Here is a 21168-nt window from a genome sequence, read left to right on the forward strand (position 1 = left end):
GCTTACTCCGGACGGATGTTCTTGCGCTGGATCAGCGCGGTCCATTTTTCGCGGTCGGCGGCGATCAGCGCGCCCAGTTCCTGCGGCGTGCTGGGCGCGGCCTCGGCGCCGAACTTCTCCAGGCGGGCGCGGACGGCCTCGTTGGCCAGCGCGGCGCGCACAGCCTGGTTCAGCTTGTCGACGGTGGCGGCGGGCGTGGCCGCGGGTGCGACCAGGCCGTACCAGTTGTTCGATTCGACGCCGGGGATGCCCAGCTCGGCCATCGTCTTCACGTCGGGCAGCAGCGGATGGCGTGTCGGCGCGGCCAGGCCCAACGGCTTGAGCTTGCCGCCCTGGATATGGCCGATCAGGCCGGGCACGTCGCCGAAGAAACCGGACACCTGATTGCCCATCACGTCGTTGATGACGGGCGCCGCGCCCTTGTAAGGCACGTGCAGCACCTTGGCCTTGCTGGAATCGGCAAACATTTCCAGCGTCAGGTGCGGAATGCTGCCGATGCCCGACGAGCCGATGGCCACGGACTGCGACGCGGCCTGCGACTTCTTCACGAAGTCGGCGGCGTCCGTCGCCGGGTTGGACGGATTCACCACGAACACCGTGGCGTTGTTCACCACGCGCGAGACCGGCGCGAAATCGCGAGCGGGGTCATACGGCAGGTCCTTGTACAGCGCCGGGCTGATTGCCACCGCGCCCACGCTGGTCAGGAACAGCACCGAGCCGTCGGCCGGCGCCTTGGCCACGTAGGCGGCCGCGATGTTGCCGTTGGCGCCCGCCTTGTTTTCGACGATGACGTTCTGCTTGAGCTCCTTGCCCAACTGCTCGGCCAGCACGCGGCCCACCAGATCCACGGGGCCGCCCGGCGGGAACGCGATGATCAGGCGCACGGGACCGTCGGCGTGGGCCGCGCCAGCAGCGGCCAGGCTCAGCACGGCGGCCGAGATGATTTTCTTGAACATGGTGTCTCCTCGTTGATGGGGATGTGCTTGCGGCGGGGGCTTCCTGGCCCTCGTTCCGCTTTCTCTGTGCTACTGAAATCCGTAAAGCCGCGCCGGGTTGTCCACCAGCACGCGCTGGCGCAGTCCGGCGTCCGGGCACGCTTCGAAAAACGTGTCGACCAGTTCACCGTCGTCCGGCATATCGCCGGCCACATTCGGATGCGGCCAGTCCGTGCCCCACAAGGTGCGGTCCGGCAAGGCCTCCACCAGCGCGCGCACGAAGGAAATGCCTTCCGCAAAGGGACGGCGGCCGGCGGCGATACGGTCGATGCCGGACACCTTGACCCACGCCTGGCCTACGTCCGCCAGGCTGAGCAACGCGCGCATCGCCGGTGAATCAAGCCCATCGGCCGCCTTCAGCCTGCCCATGTGGTCCACCACGAACGGCACCGGCAGCGTGAGCAGTTGCGGCAGCAGTTCGGGCAGCATCGCGCCGTCCACGTGCAAGCACAGGTGCCATCCCAACGGCGCGATCAGCTTGACCACGTGGTCGAACACCGCCGGCTCGGGCGCGCCGCCCAGATGCGGCACGAAGTTGAACCGCGCGGCCCGCACGCCGCCTTCGTGCAGCGCCTTGACGCTGGCAGCGGTGGCGTCCGCGCCCAGCAGCGCCACGCCGCGATATCTGCCGTTGCTGCGCGCCAGCGCGTCCAGCAAGGCGCGATGGTCCGATCCATGGCAGTTGGCCTGCACCACCACGGCGCGCTCGATGCCCAGATGGGCATGCAGCGCCGCCATGCTGGCGAACGACGCGTCCGGCGGCGTGTACGACCGGCCTTCGGCATACGGAAACACATCGCCCGGTCCGAAGACGTGGCAATGCGCGTCGCACGCGCCCGGCGGCAGCGCGTGGCGGGGACGGGAGGGCGAGGCAAGCGGCGGACGGCAATCGGGCACGGGGACTTCCTGCATGGAAAGCGCCATGGTCGCGGAATGCCGGAGGGCGAACAATGCTATACCGTATATTTCTGATATCGAAAAACCTAATATCCCGATGGATCTCAAGCAAATCGAGTACTTCGTGCGCGTGGCCGAGCGACGCAGCTTCTCGCGCGCCGCTGAAATGCTGGACGTCGCGCAGCCCACACTGAGCCGTCAGGTGCGGCTGCTGGAACTGGAGCTGGGGCAGCACCTGCTCTACCGGAACGGGCGCGGGGCCGAACCCACGGAAGCGGGACTGCGCTTTCTCGAGCACGCCCGCGCCCTGCTGGCGTTGGCCGAGCGCGCCAAGGAGGATCTGCAGACGCTGCGCGAAACGCCCACCGGCAAGGTCATGATCGGCCTGCCGCCCCGCATCGCGCGCGTGCTCACGCCGCCGCTGGTGCAGGCGTTCCGCCAGAATTTTCCCGATGCCTCCATCGCCGTGGCCGAAGGCCTGAGCGCCCAGGTCCGCGAATGGCTGCTCGCCGGCCGGGTGGACCTGGCGCTGCTCTACGACCCTGCCCCGTCTCCGCAGCTTGCCTACGAGTCCCTGTTCCGCGAAGACCTGGTCCTGGCGGCCGCGGCGGGCCATCAGCCGCCCCTGCCCGCCCGCGTGCCGGTCGCGCGGCTGGGCGACTATCCGCTGGTGCTGCCCAGCCTGCCCAACGCCATCCGCACCCTCGTCGAAAGCGTCTGCCGTGCGCAGGGCGTGCGGCTCAAGGTCGCGGCCGAGGTCGACGCCGTGCAGACCATCGTGGAACTGGCCGCGCAGGGCGACGCCTACGCCATCCTGCCGCTCTCGGCGGCGCGCGGGCCGGCCGCCGAACATGAACTGTCCCTGAGCGCCATTGGCTCGCCGACGATCACCAACAACCTGGTGCTGGCCAGCGCCCGCCATCGCCCAGCTACCCGGCTGGCCGCGGCCACAGGCGAGCTGATCCGCGGCCTGCGGCTTGCCGAGCTGTTCGCGCCGGGCGCCCCCCGCGCCGCAACCCCGGCGGCCAGCCCCCCTCAAAAGAGTTAAAATGGCGGGCTATTTTCTTGTTTGGCGGCTCGTTGCTGTCAAAGTCCTGTTGGCGTCTCACCTCAAACAATGACCACTATCCTCCCGAACCTGCCCACCGGCCAGAAAGTCGGCATCGCCTTTTCCGGCGGCCTGGACACCAGCGCTGCGCTCCTCTGGATGCGCAACAACGGCGCCATCCCCTACGCCTACACCGCCAACCTGGGCCAGCCCGACGAATCCGACTACGACGAGATTCCCCGCAAGGCCCTGGCTTACGGCGCCGAAAACGCCCGCCTGATCGACTGCCGCGCGCAGCTCGTGGCCGAAGGCATCGCCGCCCTGCAGTCGGGCGCGTTCCACATCTCGACCGCCGGCATCACGTACTTCAACACGACGCCCATCGGCCGCGCCGTCACCGGCACGATGCTGGTCGCCGCCATGAAGGAAGACAACGTCAACATCTGGGGCGACGGCAGCACGTTCAAGGGCAACGACATCGAGCGTTTCTACCGCTACGGCCTGCTCACCAACCCGGAACTCAAGATCTACAAGCCCTGGCTCGACCAGCGCTTCATCGACGAACTCGGCGGCCGTTCGGAAATGTCCGAATACATGCGCCAAGCCGGTTTCGACTACAAGATGTCGGCTGAAAAGGCCTACTCCACCGACTCCAACCTGCTCGGCGCCACGCACGAAGCCAAGGACCTGGAACACCTGAATTCCGGCATCCGCATCGTCAAGCCCATCATGGGCGTGGCGTTCTGGCGCGACGACGTCGCCGTCAAGGCCGAGGAAGTCACGGTCCGCTTCGAAGAAGGCCAGCCCGTCGCCCTGAACGGCGTCGAATACGCTGATCCCGTCGAACTGCTGCTCGAAGCCAACCGCATCGGCGGCCGTCACGGCCTGGGCATGAGCGACCAGATCGAAAACCGCATCATCGAAGCCAAGAGCCGCGGCATCTACGAAGCCCCGGGCCTGGCCCTGCTCTTCATCGCCTACGAGCGCCTGGTCACCGGCATCCACAACGAAGACACGATCGAGCAGTACCGCGAAAACGGCCGCAAGCTGGGCCGCCTGCTGTACCAGGGCCGCTGGTTCGACCCGCAAGCCATCATGCTGCGCGAAACCGCCCAGCGCTGGGTGGCCCGCGCCGTCACTGGCGAAGTCACCATCGAACTGCGCCGCGGCAACGACTATTCGCTGCTGAACACCGTGTCGCCCAACCTCACGTACGCACCCGAGCGTCTGTCCATGGAGAAGGTGGAAAATGCCCCCTTCACGCCGGCGGACCGCATCGGCCAGCTCACCATGCGCAACCTCGACATCGTCGACACGCGCGAAAAGCTGTTCACGTACGTCAAGACCGGCCTGCTCGCCTCCAGCGGCACGTCGCTGCCCCAACTGAAAGACACGACCTCGAAGAAGTAATTCTTCAAGGCCAAACAAAAACCCTCAGTGTTCACACCGAGGGTTTTTTTTCGCCTGGCAGTTGTGGCCCGGCGCGGCGAGGCCGTGACGCGGTCAGCGTGGCGGCTACAGCTCGACCTGCATGCCCATCTCCACGACCCGGTTCGCCGGGATCTTGAAGAACTTGGTGCTGCGAGTCGAATTGCGCGCCATGAACGAAAACACCGCGCGCCGCCAGCGCGACAAGGCGGGCTTCCTGGCCGCCACGACCGTCTGGCGCGACAGGAAGAACGACGTGCGCATCGGCTCCAGATCCAGCTCCGGATACGCTTCGGCAATCAGGCGCAGCGCCTCCGGCACGTCCGGATCTTCCTTGAAGCCGTAGGTGACCGTCGCAGCCCAGCTCGATGCGCTGAGCTTGTTCACCTCGAAGCGCTCTTCGGGCGCGATATACGGCACGTCGGCCGACTGGATCGACAGGAACAGTACGTGGTCGTGCAGCACCTTGTTGTGCTTCAGGTTGTGCAGCAGCGCCGGCGGCACGTTGCCCGAATTCATCGTCATGAAGATGGCGGTACCCGGCACGCGCGACGGCGGATACTGCTCGAGCTGCTCCATGAATTCCTTGAGCGGCTGGCGGTCGCGCTGCTGCATGTCGGACAAGAGACGACGGCCGCGCCGCCACGTCATCATCAGCGTGAACACCACGATCGCCACCACCAGCGGCAGCCAGCCGCCTTCGTGGATCTTGAAGACGTTGGCCGAAAACAGCAGCACGTCCAGCAGCAGCAACAGGCCCAGCACAAGGAACCACATCATGCGCTTGATGCCCGTGCTGCCGCGCGGCAGCACCGCAAACGCCAGCACCGACGTCGTGAACATCGTGCCCGTCACCGCAAAGCCGTAGGCCGCGGCCAGGTTGTCGGAATTGCGGAACCACAGCACCAGGATCAGCACCGCGCACAGCAGCAGCGCGTTGACCTGCGGCAGATAGATCTGGCCCTTCTCGATCGCGGATGTGTGCAGGATCTGCATGCGGGGCCAGAAGCCCAACTGCACTGCCTGGCGCGTCACCGAATAGGCGCCCGAAATCACGGCCTGCGACGCCACGATGGTGGCGATGGTGGCCAGCGCGACCAGCGGGGCAAGCCCCCATTCCGGCGCCATCAGGAAGAACGGATTGCGGATGGCGGTGGGATCGCGCAGCAGCAGCGCCCCTTGGCCGAAGTAGCACAGCGTCAGCGCCGGCAGCACCATGCTGAACCAGGCACGGCGGATCGCCGGGCGGCCAAAGTGGCCCATGTCGGCATACAGGGCCTCGGCCCCGGTCAGCGCCAGCACCACCGCGCCCAGCAACACGAAGCTGACCCACGGCGCTTCGACGATGAAGCGCAGCCCCCACATCGGGTTCAGCGCGGCCAGCACCTCGGGCGTCTGCCAGATCTGCCAGCCGCCCAGGGCCGCCAGCGTGGCGAACCACAGGAACATCACCGGACCGAACAGCTTGCCCATGGCGGCCGTGCCATGCGACTGGATCGCAAACAATGCGATCAGCACGACCAGCGCGATCGGCACCACCCAGTGGTCCAGCGTATGCGACACGATGCCGATGCCTTCCAGCGCCGACAACACCGAAATCGCCGGCGTGATCATGCTGTCGCCGTAGAACAGCGCCGCACCGAAGATACCCAGCACAATCAGCACCCAGCGCAGCTTGCCCTCGCGCGCGCGCACCGCCAGTTCCAGCAGCGCCAGCGTGCCGCCCTCGCCGCGGTTGTCCGCGCGCAGCACCAGCATCACATATTTCAGGGACACCACCACCATCAGCATCCAGAACAGGATGGACAGCACGCCCAGCAGATGGGCCGGCTCCAGGTCGGTATGCACGCTCAGGCCGGTCAGGCAGGCGCGCAGCGTGTAAAGCGGGCTGGTGCCGATGTCGCCGTACACCACGCCCAGCGCGCCCAGGACCAGCGCCGCACGCGACGATGGGGCGTGGGCGCCGCCCGGGTGACCTGGGGGCAAAGAAGCAGCGCTGACCGTGCCTTGGCTCATGATGCGGGTTCTTGGCGAGTGAGTTGAGCCCCCTTGCGAGGGCCGGGGAATACGACGGACAGCCGCGTTCCGGAAAAATCGGGCCGGCTGGTGAGCTTCCACCACGCGCCGTGCGCGTGCGCGATTTCTCGCACGATGGCCAGTCCCAGGCCCGAACCGCCGGCCGTCGCGGTGGGCGACCGGTAGAACGCCTCGAACACGCGGTCGCGCTCTTCGGGCGGAATGCCGGGCCCGTCGTCTTCGACGGTCAGCGAGGGCGGATTGGCGCCCACGATCAGCGTGATGCGCCCCGTCGGGTTGCCATAGCGCAGCGCGTTATCGATCAGGTTGCCCAGCAGCTCCGCGAGCAGCAAGGGGTCCGCGTCGATCCAGATGGGCGTTTCGGGCGCGGCCAGATCCAGCTCGTAGTGCGCCTCGCGCACCCGCGGAAACCATTCGGCGCCATGCACCCGCACCCACTCGCACAGGTCGATGCGCACAAAGCTGTCCTGTGGGCGCGCATTGGGATCGGCGCGGGCCAGCACCAGCAGCTGCTGGCCCAGCCGGATCATGCGGTCGCTGACTGCCTTGATGCGCTCTGCACGGGCCCGCACGTCGTCCGGCAAGGGGCGCGCCAGCATGAGTTCGGATTCCAGCCGCAGGCCCGACAGCGGCGTGCGCAACTGATGCGCGGCGTGACCAATGAAGCGCCGCTGCGCGGCCAGCGACGCATCCAGCCGCAGCAGCAGATCATTGGTGTGCGTGACCAGCGGTTCGATCTCCACGGGCACACCTGCAACCTCCAACGGCTGCATGTCGTCGATGGAGCGCTGCCGGATTTCTTCAGACAGATGGTTCACCGACCGCAGGCCGGACCGCACACCCTGCATCACCACCCATGCAAACAGCGCGATCAACGCCACCTGGCCCACGACCATCAGCCAGAAGAAGTCTTCCAGCATCCACAGCGACATGTCGATCTTGTGGGTGATGACCCAGGTTGCCGCCAGATCCAGCAGGACGAGCAGCAGGATGGGCGGCATCAACCGGATGACGAGATGCCGGGCAAGCGATCGGGAGGGAAGCATGGGGGGGCGCGCAGCCGGAGACGGTTGGGGGGTGCGTTCCTGCGTCATGGCGCGAAGCCCTCGATGAGGCGGATGAAAACGCGCGGACGGCGATCGCCGGCCGCGGCCGGCCCGTCAGGCCGTTTCCACATCCAGCATGTAGCCAAAGCCACGTACCGTCTGGATGCTGGCGCCCGTGCCTTCCAGGCGCTTGCGCAAGCGGTACACGTAGACTTCGACGGCGTTCTCGCTGAAATCCGCGTCCCAGGCGGACAGGGAATTGACGATCTGGCGCTTGGTCACGACGCGGCCCACGCGGGCCATCAGCATTTCGAGGACGGAAAGTTCACGCACCGACAGCGACAGGCGCTGGCCATTGGCGCGGACTTCGCGGCCGACGGTGTCAAACACCAGCGGGCCGACTTCGATGAGCGGCTGGGCCTGGCCGGCACGGCGGCGGCCGAAGGCGCGCACACGCGCGGCCAGCTCGGGCAGTTCGAAGGGTTTGGTGACGTAGTCGTCCGCTCCGGCGTCCAGACCGGCAACGCGGTCTTCGATGCCATCGCGAGCGGTGAGGATGAGCACGGGAACCTGATTGCCGTCCTGCCGCAGTTGCCGCAGCACGTCCAGGCCGCTCATGCCGGGAAGATTGAGGTCGAGCAGCATGAGGTCATACGGCTGGCCCGCCAGCGCGCCCAGAACCCGGTCGCCCTCGGTCAGCCAGTCGACCGCATAACCCTGGTCGGCCAGGAATTCCTGGAGCGCATGGCCCAGGGTGGTGTCGTCTTCGATTACCAGAACTCGCATGCCGCGATTCTAGCGCGATCCAAAAAAAAAGGGGCGCGAAATGCGCCCCCTTCCTGGATTCGTTCACCGGCCGGACGGTGCCGGGGCCGGAGCCGCGGCAGGTGCGCCCGAAGCGGGAGCACCCGCCGCCGGAGCGCCACCCGAGGGCGGCGTCGTGACGAAACCGATACGCGTCATGCCCGAGCGGCGCGCCGAGGCCATGACCTTGGCCAGCGTTTCGTAACGGGTGTTCTGATCGGCGCGGATGCGGATCTCGGGTTGCGGCTTGGTGCCGGCGATCGACTTGAAGCGATTGGGCAGGTCGTCGATATTGACCGGCTTCTCGTCCCAGAACAGTGCGCCCGCGGCGTCGATCGCCAGGTCCACGGTCTTGGGTTCTTCCTCGATCTGCTCGGCAGCCACCTGGGGCATGTTGATCTTGATCGAGTGCGCCAGGAGCGGCGCCGTGATGATGAAGATCACCAGCAGCACCAGCATGACGTCGATCAGGGGCACCATGTTGATCTCGGACACCGCATGGCTTCCGGACCCTTTACCCTCAAAGCTGCCAAAGGCCATTATTCGCTCCCGCGTTGAGCCGCGTGGCCGTTCTGGCGACGCAGCGCGCGCACCTTGCCGTCGGACAGCGCAACTTGCTGGCCGGTGGTCAGGAACGCAAACAGGTCATGTGCAAAGGCATCCAGGCGCGACAAGTACACGCGGTTGTTGCGCACGAAGGTGTTGTACGCCAGCACGGCCGGAATAGCCACCGCCAGGCCCAGACCCGTCATGATGAGGGCTTCGCCCACCGGACCGGCGATGCGGTTGATGGTCACGCCATCGGACAGGCCGATGCCGACCAGCGCGTGATACACGCCCCACACCGTGCCGAACAGACCGACGAACGGCGCCGTCGAACCCACCGAGGCCAGCACGGTCAGGCCGTTTTCCAGCTTGGCGGTTTCTTCGTCGATGACCTTGCGCATGGTGCGCGTGACGAAATCCGAATTGCTGCCCGACTCTTCCAGCTTGGTGGCGCCGAATTTGTTGTGGTGCGCCTGCGCGTGCATCGCGTGGCTGGCCAGATGCGAGAACGGATCGCGCGCGCCGTGCGTGTTGATTTCGTGTTCGACCTGTTCCAGCGAGCTGGCATTCCAGAACTTGTTCAGGAAGTCTGCCGAACGCTTGCGCATGCTGACGTTGCTGCCTGCCTTGACCAGGATGAGATACCAGGTCACGAGCGACATGAGGATCAGGATGACGAACAGGCTCTTGCCCACGAAGTCGCTCTGGGCGACGAAGTGCAGGAAGCCCATGTCGGGGACGGGCGCGGGCGCAGGCGCGGCCGGCAGCGCCGCCGCGGCGCTGTGCAGCGCGTCGGCCGATTGCTGAACGGCGCCAGCAGCCTGCTGGACTACGTCGCCGCCCGTCGTGGCGGCTTGCTGGGCTGCGGGTGCGGCCGCGGCGGCCGCGGGCGCGGCGCCTGCAGCCGGCGCTGCCGGGCTGGTGGTCGCCTGCGCCACCAGAGTGGCGCTATGCAGTGCGTTGGACATCTCAGTTCCTCATTACGAAATCGAACGGAATTTTTGCTTTGGCGGGATAAGCCACGCCATTACGGGTATACGGCTTGAAGCGGCCTTTGCGGGCGGCTGCCAGCGCCGATTCGTCCAGGCGCGGAAAGCCCGACGAAGCATCGATGGTTGCCCGCTCGACCAAGCCCTGGGTATTGATTTCCACCAGCACCACGACCCGGCCCTCTTCCCGCATGCGGCGCGACGCCATCGGATAGTTGGGCATCGGACGCGCACCCTGGAACTCGATGCTCGAGACCAGCACGGGCTGATCGGGTGGTGGTCCCTGCGTCGGGCCCTGCGGCGCCTGCGTGCCTTCGGGCGCACCACTGGGCGGCGTCGGCTGCGGCGGCGTTTCAGGCTTGGGCTCGGGTTTGACTTCCTGCTTGGGCTTTGGCTTGGGCTTTGGCTTGGGTTTGGGCGGAGGCGGCTTGGGCGCCGGCATCGGCGGCTTTTCCACCACCGGTTCGGGCTCGGGTTCCGGCTCCGGCTCGGGCTTTAACTCGGGTTCGGGCTCGGGTTCGGGCTCGATCTCGGGTTCAGGCTCGGGCGGCGTCTCGGTCACCGGCTGCGGCACTTCGGGAGTGGGTTCGGCTTTGGCGATCTGGGGGATGGGGGCATCCACCACGCTCACCATGATTGCCTCGGGTTCCTCCAATTCAGGACGACTTTCCGGCGCCATGAAGATGGCGCCGATCACCGCTGCATGAAGCGCGACGACCGCCAGGCCAGCGCCTGCGCGTATACCAAAAGAAGACCGCGAAGAAGAATTCCAACCGGGTTGAAGACTAGGCATGAATCAGCCAGGGTGCATTGACTTTTCCGGCCAGCCAGAGAAATGACGCGCACAAAACGGCGACGCCGGCTGACCGGTACAAGCCCGACATAGTATCTTAAATGCGAATGATTCGCACGTTGTATTTCGAATGGAACAGCGTAACACCGCTGATGGAGATCAAAGCGGAATCAATAAACGCTTACGAAAAAAGGCGGACGCTCGCGCGTAGCGGCACTGAAAACGCCCACCGGAAAAACAAAAAACCCGCCACGTCGCCGTGTGCGGGTTAGATGCGGATCCGGAACGAGGCGCGGTGTGCCTGCCCAACCGGGATCGTGTGCTTCTGGTGGGTGCTACAGGGGTCGAACCTGTGACCTACGCCGTGTAAAGGCGCCGCTCTACCAACTGAGCTAAGCACCCATTTCAGTGCAATTGCCCGGCGCGATTAACACGCGGGAATTACCAATTTGGGGTACTCAAAAGCAATACGCGGGCCGGAGTATACCGGACCGCGTACTTGTGGGCAAATCGCAGCGCCAGGCGCCTTGCGATCCGCTGCCGTCAATCAGTTGACGGCGTCCTTCAGGGCCTTGCCCGGACGGAACTTCGGCACCTTGGCCTTCTTGATCTTGATGGTTTCGCCGGTGCGCGGGTTACGGCCAGTGCGCGCGGCGCGAGCCGACACGGCAAACGTGCCGAAACCGACCAGCGTGACCGTACCGCCCTTCTTCAGCGTGGTCTTCACGGCACCGATCAGGGCGTCGAGCGAACGGCCGGCAGCAGCCTTGGAGATATCGGCCTTGCTGGCGATGTGATCGATGAGTTCGGTTTTGTTCATGCAGGTGTACCCCTCACAAGGTGTGGAGTCTGCCGGGGGGCGGAGTTCATGGCCGTCAGGATGGATGCCACAAATGGACGCGAGACCAGGCAAACGACGAACAGACAGTGGATAAACTTTTTTCTTGCGCTGCAAAGCACAACTTTTAAACTGCTGCGCCGCTTAGGATTTGCTGGCTTTTTGCCTGCAAACCGTCAGCGACGCAGAGGTGTATTAGGCCTTGGCGTAGAGCGGCTGTCAAGAGAAAACCTGACCGCAACCCGCGTCAATACTAGCTTTTAGCCGTTTTCGCAATAAACAAAAACGCGAATTTCGGGGTTTGCACGACACCCCAAATAAACACTTTAAGCTTCATCAAACGTCGGCCCAGCGACGCAGCAGATTGTGATAAATGCCGGTGAGCTGCACGATCGACGCATGCCCCGCCACATCCTGGTTCAAGCGCTGGATAGCCACGTCCATGTCCAGCAGCAATGCGCGCTGGCTGTCTTCGCGCACCAGGCTTTGCATCCAGAAGAACGAACTGACGCGCGCGCCGCGCGTCACGGGATTGACCTTGTGCAGGCTGGTGCCCGGGTACAGCACCATGTGCCCCGCCGGCAGCTTCACGGCGCGCGGACCATAGGTGTCGTCGATGACGAGCTCGCCGCCGTCGTAGCTGTCGGGATCCGAGAAGAACAGCGTCGCGGACAGGTCGGTGCGCACGCGCTCCGGTGAACCCGCGATGCCGCGCACGGCGTTGTCGACGTGATAGCCGAAGGCCTCGCCGCCTTCGTAGCGATTGAACAGCGGCGGGAAGATCTTGCGCGGCAACGCAGCCGACATGAAGAGATTGTTGCCCGACAGGCGCTGCAGGATCAGCGTGCCGAGCTCTTGCGCCAGGGGATGCTGTTCGGGCAATTGCCGGTTGTGCTTGACCTGCCCCGATTGATGGCCGGCGGTGACCTTGCCGTCTACCCAGTCCGCGGCATCCAGCCGCTGGCGGATGTCGGCCGCCTCTTGCGGCGTGAAGACTTCTGCGATCTGTATAAGCATGGGTTCCTACCCGATTGCGTTGCCGGCGCGGCCCTGGCGGAAGCCGCGCCTGCCGCATTATCCCTTCAGGCAACCATTGAGCGCCTGATCGAAATCAAACAGCAAATCGGCTTCGTCTTCGATGCCCACCGACACGCGAATCAGGCTGTCCGCAATGCCCATCTGCTGGCGGCGCTCCGCGCCCATCTCGTAATAGATGGTGTGGGCGGCCGGCAGCGCCAGACTGCGCGTGTCACCCAGGTGCGTCGCCATCAGCACGACACGCAGCCGATTCAGGAAGTCGAAGCAATCGACGCCATCTGCCAGCTCGACGCCCAGCAGACCGCCGAACCGCGAGCCGAAGAGCGCCGCGGCGCGCGCGTGTTGCGGATGGCTTGCAAGGCCCGGGTAATGCACCTTCGCGACGCCCGGGTGCTCTTCCAGAAAGCGCGCCAGCGCCAGCGCATTGGCGCAGTGCTTGGCCATGCGCAGCGCCAGCGTCTCGGCGCCCACCGCAATGCGGTGCGCCGGCTCGGCGGCCAACGTGCCGCCCATGTCGCGCAGGCCCTTTTTCTTGATCTGCGTGAGGCCCCAACCGGTCGACGCCCCCTTGCGATAGGCCTCGTAGATATTCTCGTTGCCGGCCCAGTCATACAGGCCCGTGTCGGTCACGGCGCCGCCCAGCGCGTTGCCATGCCCGCCGATGTACTTGGACAGCGAGTTCATCACCAGCGATGCGCCCACGGAAGCAGGCCGGAACATCCACGGCGAGGTCAGCGTGTTGTCCACCACATAGACCAGCCCCTTTTCGCGGCAGATCTCACCGATCACGGCCAGGTCGGCCACCTGCGTGCCCGGGTTGGCGATGGTTTCGGTAAAGACCATGCGCGTGTTCGGCTGGATCGCGGCGCGCACCTGCGACGAATCCGTCGCGTCGACAAAGGTGATCTCCACGCCCAGTTCCTGCAGCGTGCCGAACAGGCTGTTGGTGTTGCCGAACACGAACTGGCTGGACACCAGGTGGTCGCCCCGGCGCAGCAGCGTGGTGAAGATGGCGGCCAGCGCAGCCATGCCGGTCGAGAAACTGACCGTGCCCTTGCCGCCTTCCATCTGGCTGATCTTGGCTTCCAGCGCGGTCGTGGTCGGCGTGCCCTGGCGCGCATACGTGAAGCCCGCCTTGCCCTGGAACACGGCAGCCAGCTCGCGCGCGTCGTCGTAGGCAAACTCGGACGACGGATGCATCGGCTTGTGCACCGCTCCGTGCTCGACGGATTGATTGCGGTCGGAATGGAGGATCGTGGTGGTAAAGCCGTTCTGGTGCATGATGGGCAGACGCAAGAAAGAAGGGTATCTACAGGATTAGACGGATCACGATTGGCGCTGGCGCACGGTCTCGTACAGGCAGACGGCGCTGGCGACGCTGACGTTCAGGCTTTCCACCGAACCCAGCATCGGGATGTTGACGAGCTGATCGCAGGTTTCACGCGTGAGGCGGCGCATGCCCTCGCCTTCGGCGCCCATGACCCAGGCCATCGGCTGGCGCGCGTCGATCTTGTGCATGCTGTCGGTGGCCTGATCGTCCGTGCCGACGAGCCACACGCCGCGATCCTTCAGGCTGCGCATGGTGCGCGCCAGGTTGGTCACCATCAAATACGGAACCGTATCCGCCGCGCCGCACGCAACGCGCTGCACGGTGGCGTTCAGTCCAACCGCGCGATCACGCGGCGCGATCACCGCGTGCACGCCCGCCGCGTCGGCGGTACGCAGGCACGCGCCCAGATTGTGGGGGTCGGTCACGCCATCAAGAATCAGCAGCAGTGGCGGCCCTTCGATCACGTCGAGCACTTCGTCGACATCCACCGCCAACTGGCGCTCTTCGGCCAGCGCCACGACGCCCTGGTGACGGGTGCCGCGCGACAGGCCGTCCAGGCGCTCCATGGGAACCGGGTGCAGACGGCAGCCAGCCCGCTCGGCCTGCTCGATGAACGTCTGCATGCGCTTGTCGCGGCGCGAGGCCTCGACGTAGATTTCCTTGATCGACTCGGGCGCGTGGCGCAGCCGCGCGACAACCGCGTGAAACCCGGCCAGGACTTGGGTCGACGCCATAAAGCAATACCTTTAGATAAACGAATACCCGCCCCAGAGGGGGCGGGCCACCGGACAGGACCGGCAATAACCGCAATGTTACCCCTTACAGCCACACCGCCAAACGACGGCATGGCCATAAGGATCCGCGCCGCCGCTCAGTGGCGCTTGCGGGTGGCCTTCTTGGCGGGCGCGGCCCGCTGAGTGGCCTTGGGCGGCTTGCTGGCCTTTTTGGCCGCGGCGCGCCGTTCCTTGGCAGTCTGCCCCTTCAGGCCCGCGGGCTTGGGGGACGCGGCCTTCTTGACGCGGCGCATGGGCTCATCGGGCCCGCGCGCCGCCGCCTTGCGCAGCGCGTCGAAACTCGTGCCCTGCACCAGCCGGAACTCGATGCGGCGCGCTTCCAGGTCCACGCGGGACACCTGCACCTGCACCTTGTCCGTCAGGCGGTAGCGCATGCCGGTGCGTTCGCCGCGCAGTTCGTGCAAGGCGTCGTTGAACTGGAAGTACTCGCCGCCCAGCTCCGAGACGTGCACCAGGCCCTCGACATGCAGCGTATCCAGGGTGACGAAGATGCCGAAGCTTGCCACGCCGGTGACTGTGCCGCTGAAGTCTTCGCCCACGCGCTCCTTGACGAACCAGCACTTGAGCCAGGCCTCGACATCGCGCGAGGCCTCGTCGGCGCGGCGCTCGCTGGCCGATAGCACCAGACCCATCTTTTCCCAGATGGCGTGTTCGTGTTCGCGCTGCGTGCGGCCGATGACGACGGCGTGGTCGTCCAGACTGGGCACATACCGCTGCCCCGCCAGCAGCGCCTTGATCACGCGGTGCGTGAGCAGGTCGGGATACCGGCGGATCGGCGAGGTGAAGTGGCTGTAGCCCGGATAGGACAGGCCGAAGTGACCCATGTTGTCGGGGCTGTACACCGCCTGCTGCATCGAGCGCAGGCACATGGTCTGCAGCAGCTGGTAGTCGGGGCGCCCGCGCACGGAATCCAGGAAATCGCCGTAGTCCTTGGCGGTGGGCGTGTCGCCCCCGCCCAGCGACAGCCCCATCGTGCGCAGGAATTCGCGCAGCGATTGCAGGCGTTCCGGCGTGGGGCCTTCGTGGATGCGGTACAGGCCGGGATGCTTGCTGCGCGTCATGAAGTCCGCCGCGCAGGTGTTGGCGGCCAACATGCACTCTTCGATGAGCTTGTGCGCGTCGTTGCGCACGGACGGCACGATCTGTTCGATGCGGCCCAGCTCGTTGCAGACGATCTTGGTTTCGACAGTATCGAAATCAATGGCGCCGCGCTTCTTGCGGCCTTGCGACAGCAGCTGGAAAAGCTCGTACAGATGCTGGACCTGCGGCATCACGCTGCGCATCGCATGCGCGGCCGGCCCGCCCGGCTGCTGCAGGGCCGCCCAGATGTTCGTGTAGGTGGTGCGGGCGTGCGAGTGCATGACCGCGTTGTAGAACTGGTACGCCGTGACCGTGCCGGCCTTGGCGCCGCTGGCCGGAATGACCATGTCGCACACCAGCACCAGGCGGTCGACGTCCGGATTCAGCGAACACAGACCGTTGGACAGCGACTCGGGCAGCATCGGAATGACCCGGCGCGGGAAATACACGCTGGTGCCGCGTTCGATCGCATCGTCGTCCAGCGCATCGCCCGGACGCACGTAATGGCTGACGTCGGCAATGGCCACCAACAGGCGCCACCCCGGACGCTTGCGCTGGCCCGTGCCCAGCTCCACCGGCTCGCAATACACCGCGTCGTCGAAATCGCGGGCGTCTTCGCCGTCGATGGTGATAAGCGGCACGTCGCGCAGATCGACCCGGTCTTTCAGGTCGGATTTGCGGACCGTGTCGGGCAGGCGCGCGGCCTGCTTCAAGGCGCCATCAGTGAAGTCGACCGGCACATCGAACTTGCGCACGGCAATTTCGATTTCCATGCCGGGATCGTCGATCTCGCCCAGCACCTCGGCCACGCGGCCCAGCGGCTGCGTATGGCGCGTGGGCTGCGCCATGATTTCCACCGCGACCACCTGCCCGTGCTGGGCGCCATTGGTGTCGCTGGGCGGAATCAGGATGTCGTGCTTGATGCGCTGATCTTCGGGCACGACGATGGACAGACCATGTTCGTGCAGAAAGCGCCCCACCAGCTTGTTGGTGCGGCGCTCGATGACTTCGACGATGGTGCCTTCCGGCTTGCCCCGGTATTCGCCGCCCGGCTTGACCAGCACGCGGTCGCCATGCAGCACCTTGAGCATTTCGCGAGGGGACAGGAACAGATCCGGACCGCCGTCGTCGCGCAGCAGGAAACCGAAGCCGTCGCGATGACCCAGCACCTTGCCCGCCACGAAGTCGAGCTTGGTCGCCAGCAGCAGCACCCCCTTGCGGTTGGGCAGCAACTGCCCGTCGCGCTCCATGGCGCCCAGGCGGCGTTCAAACCCCACCAACGTCGCCTCGCGCTCGACGCCCATACGCTCAGCCAGCTCTGCCGGAGACAACGGCGAACCCGCGGCGCGCAGCGCTGTCAGGATGGCTTCACGGGACGGAACATCAGGGTCGAAGTCCGGCGGCGCTTCGGGCAAGGGTGTTGATCTGTTCTTATTGGATTCGTTATTCGATCGTTTTGCCAAAGCTAAATTTTCCGTATATAATGCGCAGCTTCTGTGGTTCGCCCAAGGCTGAACACTGAAGCAGAAATGGTCAGAACGGTTTAAAAAACCGGGTTTGAAAAAACCGATTGTAAAACCAACTGCACTCAGACGCATGGATTAGTTCAAAGCTGGCTGATTAGGTCAACGCTTAAAACCAACCCAAGTGACTGGAACGCAGCGTAGCACATAGTTCTGACAGTATCTTTCAGTGCCCAGGTGGCGGAATTGGTAGACGCGCACGGTTCAGGTCCGTGTGCCGCAAGGTGTGGAGGTTCGAGTCCTCTCCTGGGCACCACGGAATTCTAATCAAGGCAGTTTTCAACTGGCTTGGTGAAATAAGGCTAAAAGGCCCCGGAAATCGAAAGGTTTCCGGGGCTTTTGCTTTTGTGTTTTCTTTCTGTGATCGCTTGCCGGAATCTGCGCGCGCCAGATATCAGCGCCGCACCGCCCTCGCTTCGGTTATCGCCAGGGCACCTTGCGATTCAAATGATGACGCGCATAAAGATCGGCGCCCATGCCGTCGATCTGCCCATCGATCAATGCCTCGAACGGTGCAAGCAGCGCGTCAAAGTTGCGCGGCGCCTCGATGGCGTTCAGTGCGTGCGTCACCGCTTCGATGGTGGACAGCGCGCCTGCCACGTCGGCGTGGCGCACCCGATAGCGTGTCGTCAACCCCGGCGGCAGCATCACGCGAGGCAGCGCGGCAAGCGCCGGATTGATGTGCAGCAGCTTGCGCGCATGCCCCCATGTGCCGTCCGGCACGATCAGCCGGACGGGCATGCCCAGGTCCTGGCCATAACCCGGCGTCAGCACCTCGGCGCCCTCTCCGGGAAACAGCAGGCGCGGCGCATGATCCGGCACTGCCCAATCAGACTCCGAAAAGTACTCGCCCACCACACGGCGCGCCCCCGCCAGTCCCAGCACCGCAAGGCGCGCCGTGTTCAACGCGTGGCGCGCTTCGCTGGGATGCTGCAGCACCACCACGCGGGTACGGCAAGACAACGATGGAATCAACGCGCAAAGGCAATGCGACAGCGGGCGCAGGCAGCGCGTACAGAGGGCTCGAGACATGGGCGACACTATATCGAAAGCGGCCTGTTCGCGGCCCGCCCAAAAAAAAGTGAAAAAAAAGCAGCACGACTTGCACACATCAAAAAAAGTGTGCATAATCTCGTTCCTCTGCTGCTGAACACGAAACGAAGCGAAAGCGACGCAACATGTGAAGCAACAGCGCCCAGGTGGCGGAATTGGTAGACGCGCACGGTTCAGGTCCGTGTGCCGCAAGGTGTGGAGGTTCGAGTCCTCTCCTGGGCACCAATTACTACATCACGAGGTACCTGTCGTGATGCGCCAAAAGAAAAACCCCGAATGCGAAAGCGTTCGGGGTTTTTGCTTTGTGCGCGCGTTTTTGTTTTGCGTGCGCGGTTCTTTGGCACGGCTCTTTGGCACGGCTCTTTGGCGCGGTTCGTTGTTTCGCAGGCCCGTTAGTTCGCTGTTCGCGGACTGCACCGCAGCCCATCGGCTGCGGTGCATGGTCGTGCAGCGCCCTACTTCAACGTGCGCGTCATCACCACGTGCGGAATGCCGGCCTCGACAAATTCCTCGCCCTCGGCCTTGAAGCCATGCGCCTCGTAAAAGCCTGCGGCATGCGTCTGCGCATGCAGCACCAGCATGCGATGGCCGTCGCCGTGGCCCTGGCCGATCAGCGCATCAAGCAACTGTCCGCCCACGCCCATGCCGCGCGCCCGCTTGTGAACCGCCATTCGGCCGATGTGACCGTCGGGCAAGAGACGCCCCGTGCCCATCGGCGTGCCATCGGGCCCGTAAGCAACGGCATGCACGGACACGGCATCGTCGTCGTCCATCTCGATTTCCGGCGGTACGTTCTGCTCGACCACGAACACCGCATGGCGCACCGAATATGCATCGTCGCGCAAACGATCCCAGGTCCCCAGCGCGATACGCACCGTTGTTTGTCTATTGGCCGACATGTCCTTCCCCCTACGTTGCAGCAAATGAATAACCGAATCCTACGCCGCATTTTGGCAGGGATGAAGAACGCGCGAAAAGGGGTACGATCGCGGCTTGCCCTTGCCGCCCCTGGTCCGCCATGACGCCTGCCGCACCCCCTGCCTGGTTGAAAGCCGCACCCGCGCTCTTTCTCGTGCTGTGGTCCAGCGGCTTCGTCGTATTGAAGGTGGGCCTGGCCTACGCCGATCCGCTCACGTTTCTGGCGCTGCGCTACGCCTGTGTGCTGCTGATCCTGACCCCCCTGCTGCTCGCCCTTCGCCCGCCGCTCCCCACCCGCGCCAGCGCATGGGGTCATCTGGCCATGGTCGGTTTGCTGTTGCAGGCCGGCTACTTCTGCTTCACCTACCTGTCGCTCAAGCAGGGCATGTCGGCGGGCGGGGTGGCCCTCATCACTTCACTTCAACCCATATTGATCGGACTGCTGGCGCCGGCCCTCGCGCATGAACGCGTCGACGCGCGGCGCTGGGCCGGATTGGCGCTGGGCGTGACGGGCGCCGCGCTGGTGATCGTGGCCAAGGCCTCGATCGATGTGCTGGCGCCATTGGGACTCACTTTCGCGGTCGGGGCCTTGCTGTGCCTGACCGGCGGCACGCTCTACGAAAAGCGCTTCGGCGCCCAGATCCATCCGGTCGCGTCCAACTTTGTCCAGTACGGCGTCGGACTTGCCGTGTCCGCGCCGCTGGCATTTTGGCTGGAACCGATGCACATCGACTGGACGGGCCCGTTGCTGGGTTCGCTGGCGTATCTGGTGGTCGGCAATTCACTCGTCGCCATTACCTTGCTGCTGGCCATGATCCGCCACGGCGAAGCATCGCGCGTGTCCGCGCTGTTTTTCCTGGTGCCACCCTGCACGGCGATCATCGCGCTGCTGATCCTGCGCGAACCCATCCCGCCGCTGGCCTGGCCCGGCATGGCGCTGGCCGCGCTGGGCATCCTGCTGGTCACGCGCAAAACCGGTAAGACCGGCGACGGCGGCAAGTAGAATGAGCGCCTTTCCGCCTTCGCGCCCTCGCCCATGAACGCCGTCGTCACCGCCGCCCTGCCGGTCTTTGCGTTGATATTGACCGGGTGGCTGGCCGCCCGCTGGCGCATCCTGGGCACCAACGCGACCGACGCACTGAACCGCTACGTGGTGTACCTGTCCTTGCCCGCGCTGCTGTTCCGCGCCATGACGCAGGTGGATCTGGCGCACATGGCCCACTGGGGATTCGTTGGCGCGTTCGCGGGCGGCGTCGCCATCACGTTCCTTGTGTCCTTCCTGCCGCGCAAGCGCGGACCACAGTCGCTGACCGACCGCAGCATCGAAGGCCTGGCGGCGTCCTACGCCAACGCCGGCTACATGGGCATTCCGCTATGCCTTGCGCTGCTGGGCGCCGACAGCCTGGCGCCCGCCACGTTCACCACCTTGCTGACCGCCAGTGTGCTCTTCGGCTTTGCCATCGCGCTGATCGAGTTCGACCGCCAGCAGACACCCAATCTACCCGCGACGCTGCTCAAGGTGGGTCGCGCGCTGGTACGCAACCCGCTGCTCGCCGCCCCGGTTCTGGGTCTTGCGTGGGCCGCCACCGGCGTGGCGTTGCCCGAAGGCGTCGACCGCTATGTGGCCTTGCTGGGCGCATCGGCCAGCCCGTGCGCGCTGGTGACCATCGGCCTTTTTCTCGCGCAGACCGAAACCGCCAGTTCCGGTCCCGGCGTGTTGCGCCTGGTGCTGGGCAAGCTGCTGCTGCAGCCGGCCGCGACGGCGGTGCTGGCCTTCTACGTGTTCTCGATGCCGCCGCTGTGGGCCTGGACTGCGGTTCTGATGAGCGCGTTGCCCATCGGCACCGGCCCCTTCATGCTGGCCAAGATGTATGGGCGCGATGCCCGCGTCACGTCGCGCGCCATTCTCGTGAGCACCGTGGCGTCGGTGCTGACGGTCAGTCTGCTTGTGGCGTGGATCAGCGCGCATCCCGTCTCGTGAACGCGCGAGCACTTTATATAACCTGCAGTT

The 21168-nt window shown here is 65.2% G+C and carries 19 protein-coding genes and 3 tRNA genes; 6 read left to right on the top strand and 16 right to left on the bottom strand.

Annotation, left to right across the window (positions count from 1 at the left end; genetic code table 11):
- Nucleotides 1-2: 2 nt before the first annotated feature.
- Both MHZ91_RS02000 and MHZ91_RS02005 read right to left on the bottom strand, forming a co-directional pair.
- On the bottom strand, nt 3-956 hold the full coding sequence (locus tag MHZ91_RS02000) for a tripartite tricarboxylate transporter substrate binding protein (protein ID WP_175125767.1): 954 nt from the start codon (nt 954-956) through the stop codon (nt 3-5).
- 69 nt (nt 957-1025) lie between these two features.
- A complete protein-coding gene (locus tag MHZ91_RS02005; RefSeq protein WP_239212487.1) occupies nt 1026-1892 on the bottom strand; it encodes an amidohydrolase family protein in 867 nt (288 codons plus the stop codon).
- Nucleotides 1893-1989: 97 nt separating this feature from the next.
- On the opposite strand from MHZ91_RS02005, the gene MHZ91_RS02010 reads away from it, so the two are divergent.
- A complete protein-coding gene (locus MHZ91_RS02010; RefSeq protein ID WP_239212097.1) occupies nt 1990-2940 on the top strand; it encodes a LysR family transcriptional regulator in 951 nt (316 codons plus the stop codon).
- A 69-nt stretch (nt 2941-3009) separates the two neighbouring features.
- A complete protein-coding gene (gene argG, locus MHZ91_RS02015) occupies nt 3010-4350 on the top strand; it encodes an argininosuccinate synthase (RefSeq protein WP_175125769.1) in 1341 nt (446 codons plus the stop codon).
- Between the two features lie 105 nt (nt 4351-4455).
- Here the strand turns inward: argG and MHZ91_RS02020 are convergent, their stop codons facing one another.
- The 12 genes from MHZ91_RS02020 to rnr all read right to left on the bottom strand — a co-directional run bounded on the left by MHZ91_RS02020 (nt 4456) and on the right by rnr (nt 17126).
- The gene (locus tag MHZ91_RS02020; RefSeq protein ID WP_175125770.1) at nt 4456-6384 is read right to left on the bottom strand and encodes a potassium transporter Kup; all 1929 of its coding nucleotides are present in this window, start codon (nt 6382-6384) and stop codon (nt 4456-4458) included.
- Entirely contained in the window at nt 6381-7451 is a 1071-nt protein-coding gene (locus tag MHZ91_RS02025) for a HAMP domain-containing sensor histidine kinase (protein WP_063952906.1), read from the bottom strand. Before MHZ91_RS02025 ends, MHZ91_RS02020 begins: the two co-directional genes overlap by 4 nt.
- A 114-nt stretch (nt 7452-7565) precedes the next feature.
- Nucleotides 7566-8237 (bottom strand): response regulator transcription factor, encoded by a 672-nt coding sequence (locus tag MHZ91_RS02030; RefSeq protein WP_006218435.1) that lies wholly within the window; start codon nt 8235-8237, stop codon nt 7566-7568.
- A gap of 63 nt (nt 8238-8300) precedes the next feature.
- Nucleotides 8301-8795 (bottom strand): biopolymer transporter ExbD, encoded by a 495-nt coding sequence (locus MHZ91_RS02035; protein WP_175125771.1) that lies wholly within the window; start codon nt 8793-8795, stop codon nt 8301-8303.
- The gene (locus MHZ91_RS02040; RefSeq protein ID WP_175138753.1) at nt 8795-9769 is read right to left on the bottom strand and encodes a MotA/TolQ/ExbB proton channel family protein; all 975 of its coding nucleotides are present in this window, start codon (nt 9767-9769) and stop codon (nt 8795-8797) included. The genes MHZ91_RS02035 and MHZ91_RS02040 overlap by 1 nt, the downstream gene beginning before the upstream one ends.
- A 1-nt stretch (nt 9770) precedes the next feature.
- Nucleotides 9771-10583, bottom strand: coding sequence for an energy transducer TonB (locus MHZ91_RS02045; protein ID WP_175124581.1), 813 nt, complete (start codon nt 10581-10583; stop codon nt 9771-9773).
- Between the two features lie 326 nt (nt 10584-10909).
- A tRNA-Val gene (locus MHZ91_RS02050) sits at nt 10910-10985 on the bottom strand.
- 145 nt (nt 10986-11130) lie between these two features.
- Complete coding sequence (locus MHZ91_RS02055) at nt 11131-11403, bottom strand: HU family DNA-binding protein (protein ID WP_003812968.1); 273 nt, start codon at nt 11401-11403, stop codon at nt 11131-11133.
- Between the two features lie 354 nt (nt 11404-11757).
- Nucleotides 11758-12438 (bottom strand): Fe2+-dependent dioxygenase, encoded by a 681-nt coding sequence (locus MHZ91_RS02060; RefSeq protein ID WP_175138754.1) that lies wholly within the window; start codon nt 12436-12438, stop codon nt 11758-11760.
- Nucleotides 12439-12495: 57 nt separating this feature from the next.
- A complete protein-coding gene (locus MHZ91_RS02065; RefSeq protein ID WP_175124727.1) occupies nt 12496-13740 on the bottom strand; it encodes a cystathionine gamma-synthase family protein in 1245 nt (414 codons plus the stop codon).
- Between the two features lie 45 nt (nt 13741-13785).
- Nucleotides 13786-14523 (bottom strand): 23S rRNA (guanosine(2251)-2'-O)-methyltransferase RlmB, encoded by a 738-nt coding sequence (rlmB, locus tag MHZ91_RS02070; RefSeq protein ID WP_239212115.1) that lies wholly within the window; start codon nt 14521-14523, stop codon nt 13786-13788.
- Between the two features lie 137 nt (nt 14524-14660).
- Entirely contained in the window at nt 14661-17126 is a 2466-nt protein-coding gene (gene rnr, locus MHZ91_RS02075; RefSeq protein ID WP_175124584.1) for a ribonuclease R, read from the bottom strand.
- 231 nt (nt 17127-17357) lie between these two features.
- Here rnr and MHZ91_RS02080 point away from each other — a divergent pair.
- Nucleotides 17358-17442: transfer RNA gene (locus tag MHZ91_RS02080), tRNA-Leu, on the top strand.
- Nucleotides 17443-17606: 164 nt separating this feature from the next.
- Here the strand turns inward: MHZ91_RS02080 and MHZ91_RS02085 are convergent.
- A complete protein-coding gene (locus MHZ91_RS02085; RefSeq protein ID WP_175124585.1) occupies nt 17607-18218 on the bottom strand; it encodes a tRNA-uridine aminocarboxypropyltransferase in 612 nt (203 codons plus the stop codon).
- A 161-nt stretch (nt 18219-18379) separates the two neighbouring features.
- On the opposite strand from MHZ91_RS02085, the gene MHZ91_RS02090 reads away from it, so the two are divergent.
- A tRNA-Leu gene (locus tag MHZ91_RS02090) sits at nt 18380-18464 on the top strand.
- Nucleotides 18465-18694: 230 nt separating this feature from the next.
- Here MHZ91_RS02090 and MHZ91_RS02095 read toward each other — a convergent pair.
- Nucleotides 18695-19138, bottom strand: coding sequence for a GNAT family N-acetyltransferase (locus tag MHZ91_RS02095; RefSeq protein WP_175124586.1), 444 nt, complete (start codon nt 19136-19138; stop codon nt 18695-18697).
- 119 nt (nt 19139-19257) lie between these two features.
- Between MHZ91_RS02095 and MHZ91_RS02100 the strand changes: the two genes are divergently transcribed.
- Together MHZ91_RS02100 and MHZ91_RS02105 are read left to right on the top strand one after the other, a co-directional pair.
- Nucleotides 19258-20160: a DMT family transporter gene (locus MHZ91_RS02100; protein ID WP_175124587.1), complete on the top strand. Its 903-nt coding sequence runs from the start codon at nt 19258-19260 to the stop codon at nt 20158-20160.
- A gap of 33 nt (nt 20161-20193) precedes the next feature.
- The gene (locus MHZ91_RS02105; protein WP_175184388.1) at nt 20194-21138 is read left to right on the top strand and encodes an AEC family transporter; all 945 of its coding nucleotides are present in this window, start codon (nt 20194-20196) and stop codon (nt 21136-21138) included.
- The last annotated feature ends 30 nt before the right edge of the window (nt 21139-21168 follow it).

This window comes from Achromobacter sp. ACRQX, assembly GCF_022346505.1.
Classification (GTDB): Bacteria; Pseudomonadota; Gammaproteobacteria; order Burkholderiales; family Burkholderiaceae_B; genus Achromobacter; species Achromobacter animicus.

Coding starts and splice junctions, on each gene's coding strand:
- MHZ91_RS02105 (WP_175184388.1), top strand. CDS start 20,194: ATGAACGCCGTCGTCACCGCCGCCCTGCCGGTCTTTGCGTTGATATTG.
- MHZ91_RS02030 (WP_006218435.1), bottom strand. CDS start 8,237: ATGCGAGTTCTGGTAATCGAAGACGACACCACCCTGGGCCATGCGCTC.
- MHZ91_RS02020 (WP_175125770.1), bottom strand. CDS start 6,384: ATGAGCCAAGGCACGGTCAGCGCTGCTTCTTTGCCCCCAGGTCACCCG.
- MHZ91_RS02100 (WP_175124587.1), top strand. CDS start 19,258: ATGACGCCTGCCGCACCCCCTGCCTGGTTGAAAGCCGCACCCGCGCTC.
- MHZ91_RS02040 (WP_175138753.1), bottom strand. CDS start 9,769: ATGTCCAACGCACTGCATAGCGCCACTCTGGTGGCGCAGGCGACCACC.
- MHZ91_RS02000 (WP_175125767.1), bottom strand. CDS start 956: ATGTTCAAGAAAATCATCTCGGCCGCCGTGCTGAGCCTGGCCGCTGCT.
- MHZ91_RS02055 (WP_003812968.1), bottom strand. CDS start 11,403: ATGAACAAAACCGAACTCATCGATCACATCGCCAGCAAGGCCGATATC.
- MHZ91_RS02065 (WP_175124727.1), bottom strand. CDS start 13,740: ATGCACCAGAACGGCTTTACCACCACGATCCTCCATTCCGACCGCAAT.
- MHZ91_RS02085 (WP_175124585.1), bottom strand. CDS start 18,218: ATGTCTCGAGCCCTCTGTACGCGCTGCCTGCGCCCGCTGTCGCATTGC.
- rlmB (WP_239212115.1), bottom strand. CDS start 14,523: ATGGCGTCGACCCAAGTCCTGGCCGGGTTTCACGCGGTTGTCGCGCGG.
- MHZ91_RS02045 (WP_175124581.1), bottom strand. CDS start 10,583: ATGCCTAGTCTTCAACCCGGTTGGAATTCTTCTTCGCGGTCTTCTTTT.
- MHZ91_RS02025 (WP_063952906.1), bottom strand. CDS start 7,451: ATGCTTCCCTCCCGATCGCTTGCCCGGCATCTCGTCATCCGGTTGATG.
- MHZ91_RS02035 (WP_175125771.1), bottom strand. CDS start 8,795: ATGGCCTTTGGCAGCTTTGAGGGTAAAGGGTCCGGAAGCCATGCGGTG.
- MHZ91_RS02010 (WP_239212097.1), top strand. CDS start 1,990: ATGGATCTCAAGCAAATCGAGTACTTCGTGCGCGTGGCCGAGCGACGC.
- MHZ91_RS02095 (WP_175124586.1), bottom strand. CDS start 19,138: ATGTCGGCCAATAGACAAACAACGGTGCGTATCGCGCTGGGGACCTGG.
- argG (WP_175125769.1), top strand. CDS start 3,010: ATGACCACTATCCTCCCGAACCTGCCCACCGGCCAGAAAGTCGGCATC.
- MHZ91_RS02060 (WP_175138754.1), bottom strand. CDS start 12,438: ATGCTTATACAGATCGCAGAAGTCTTCACGCCGCAAGAGGCGGCCGAC.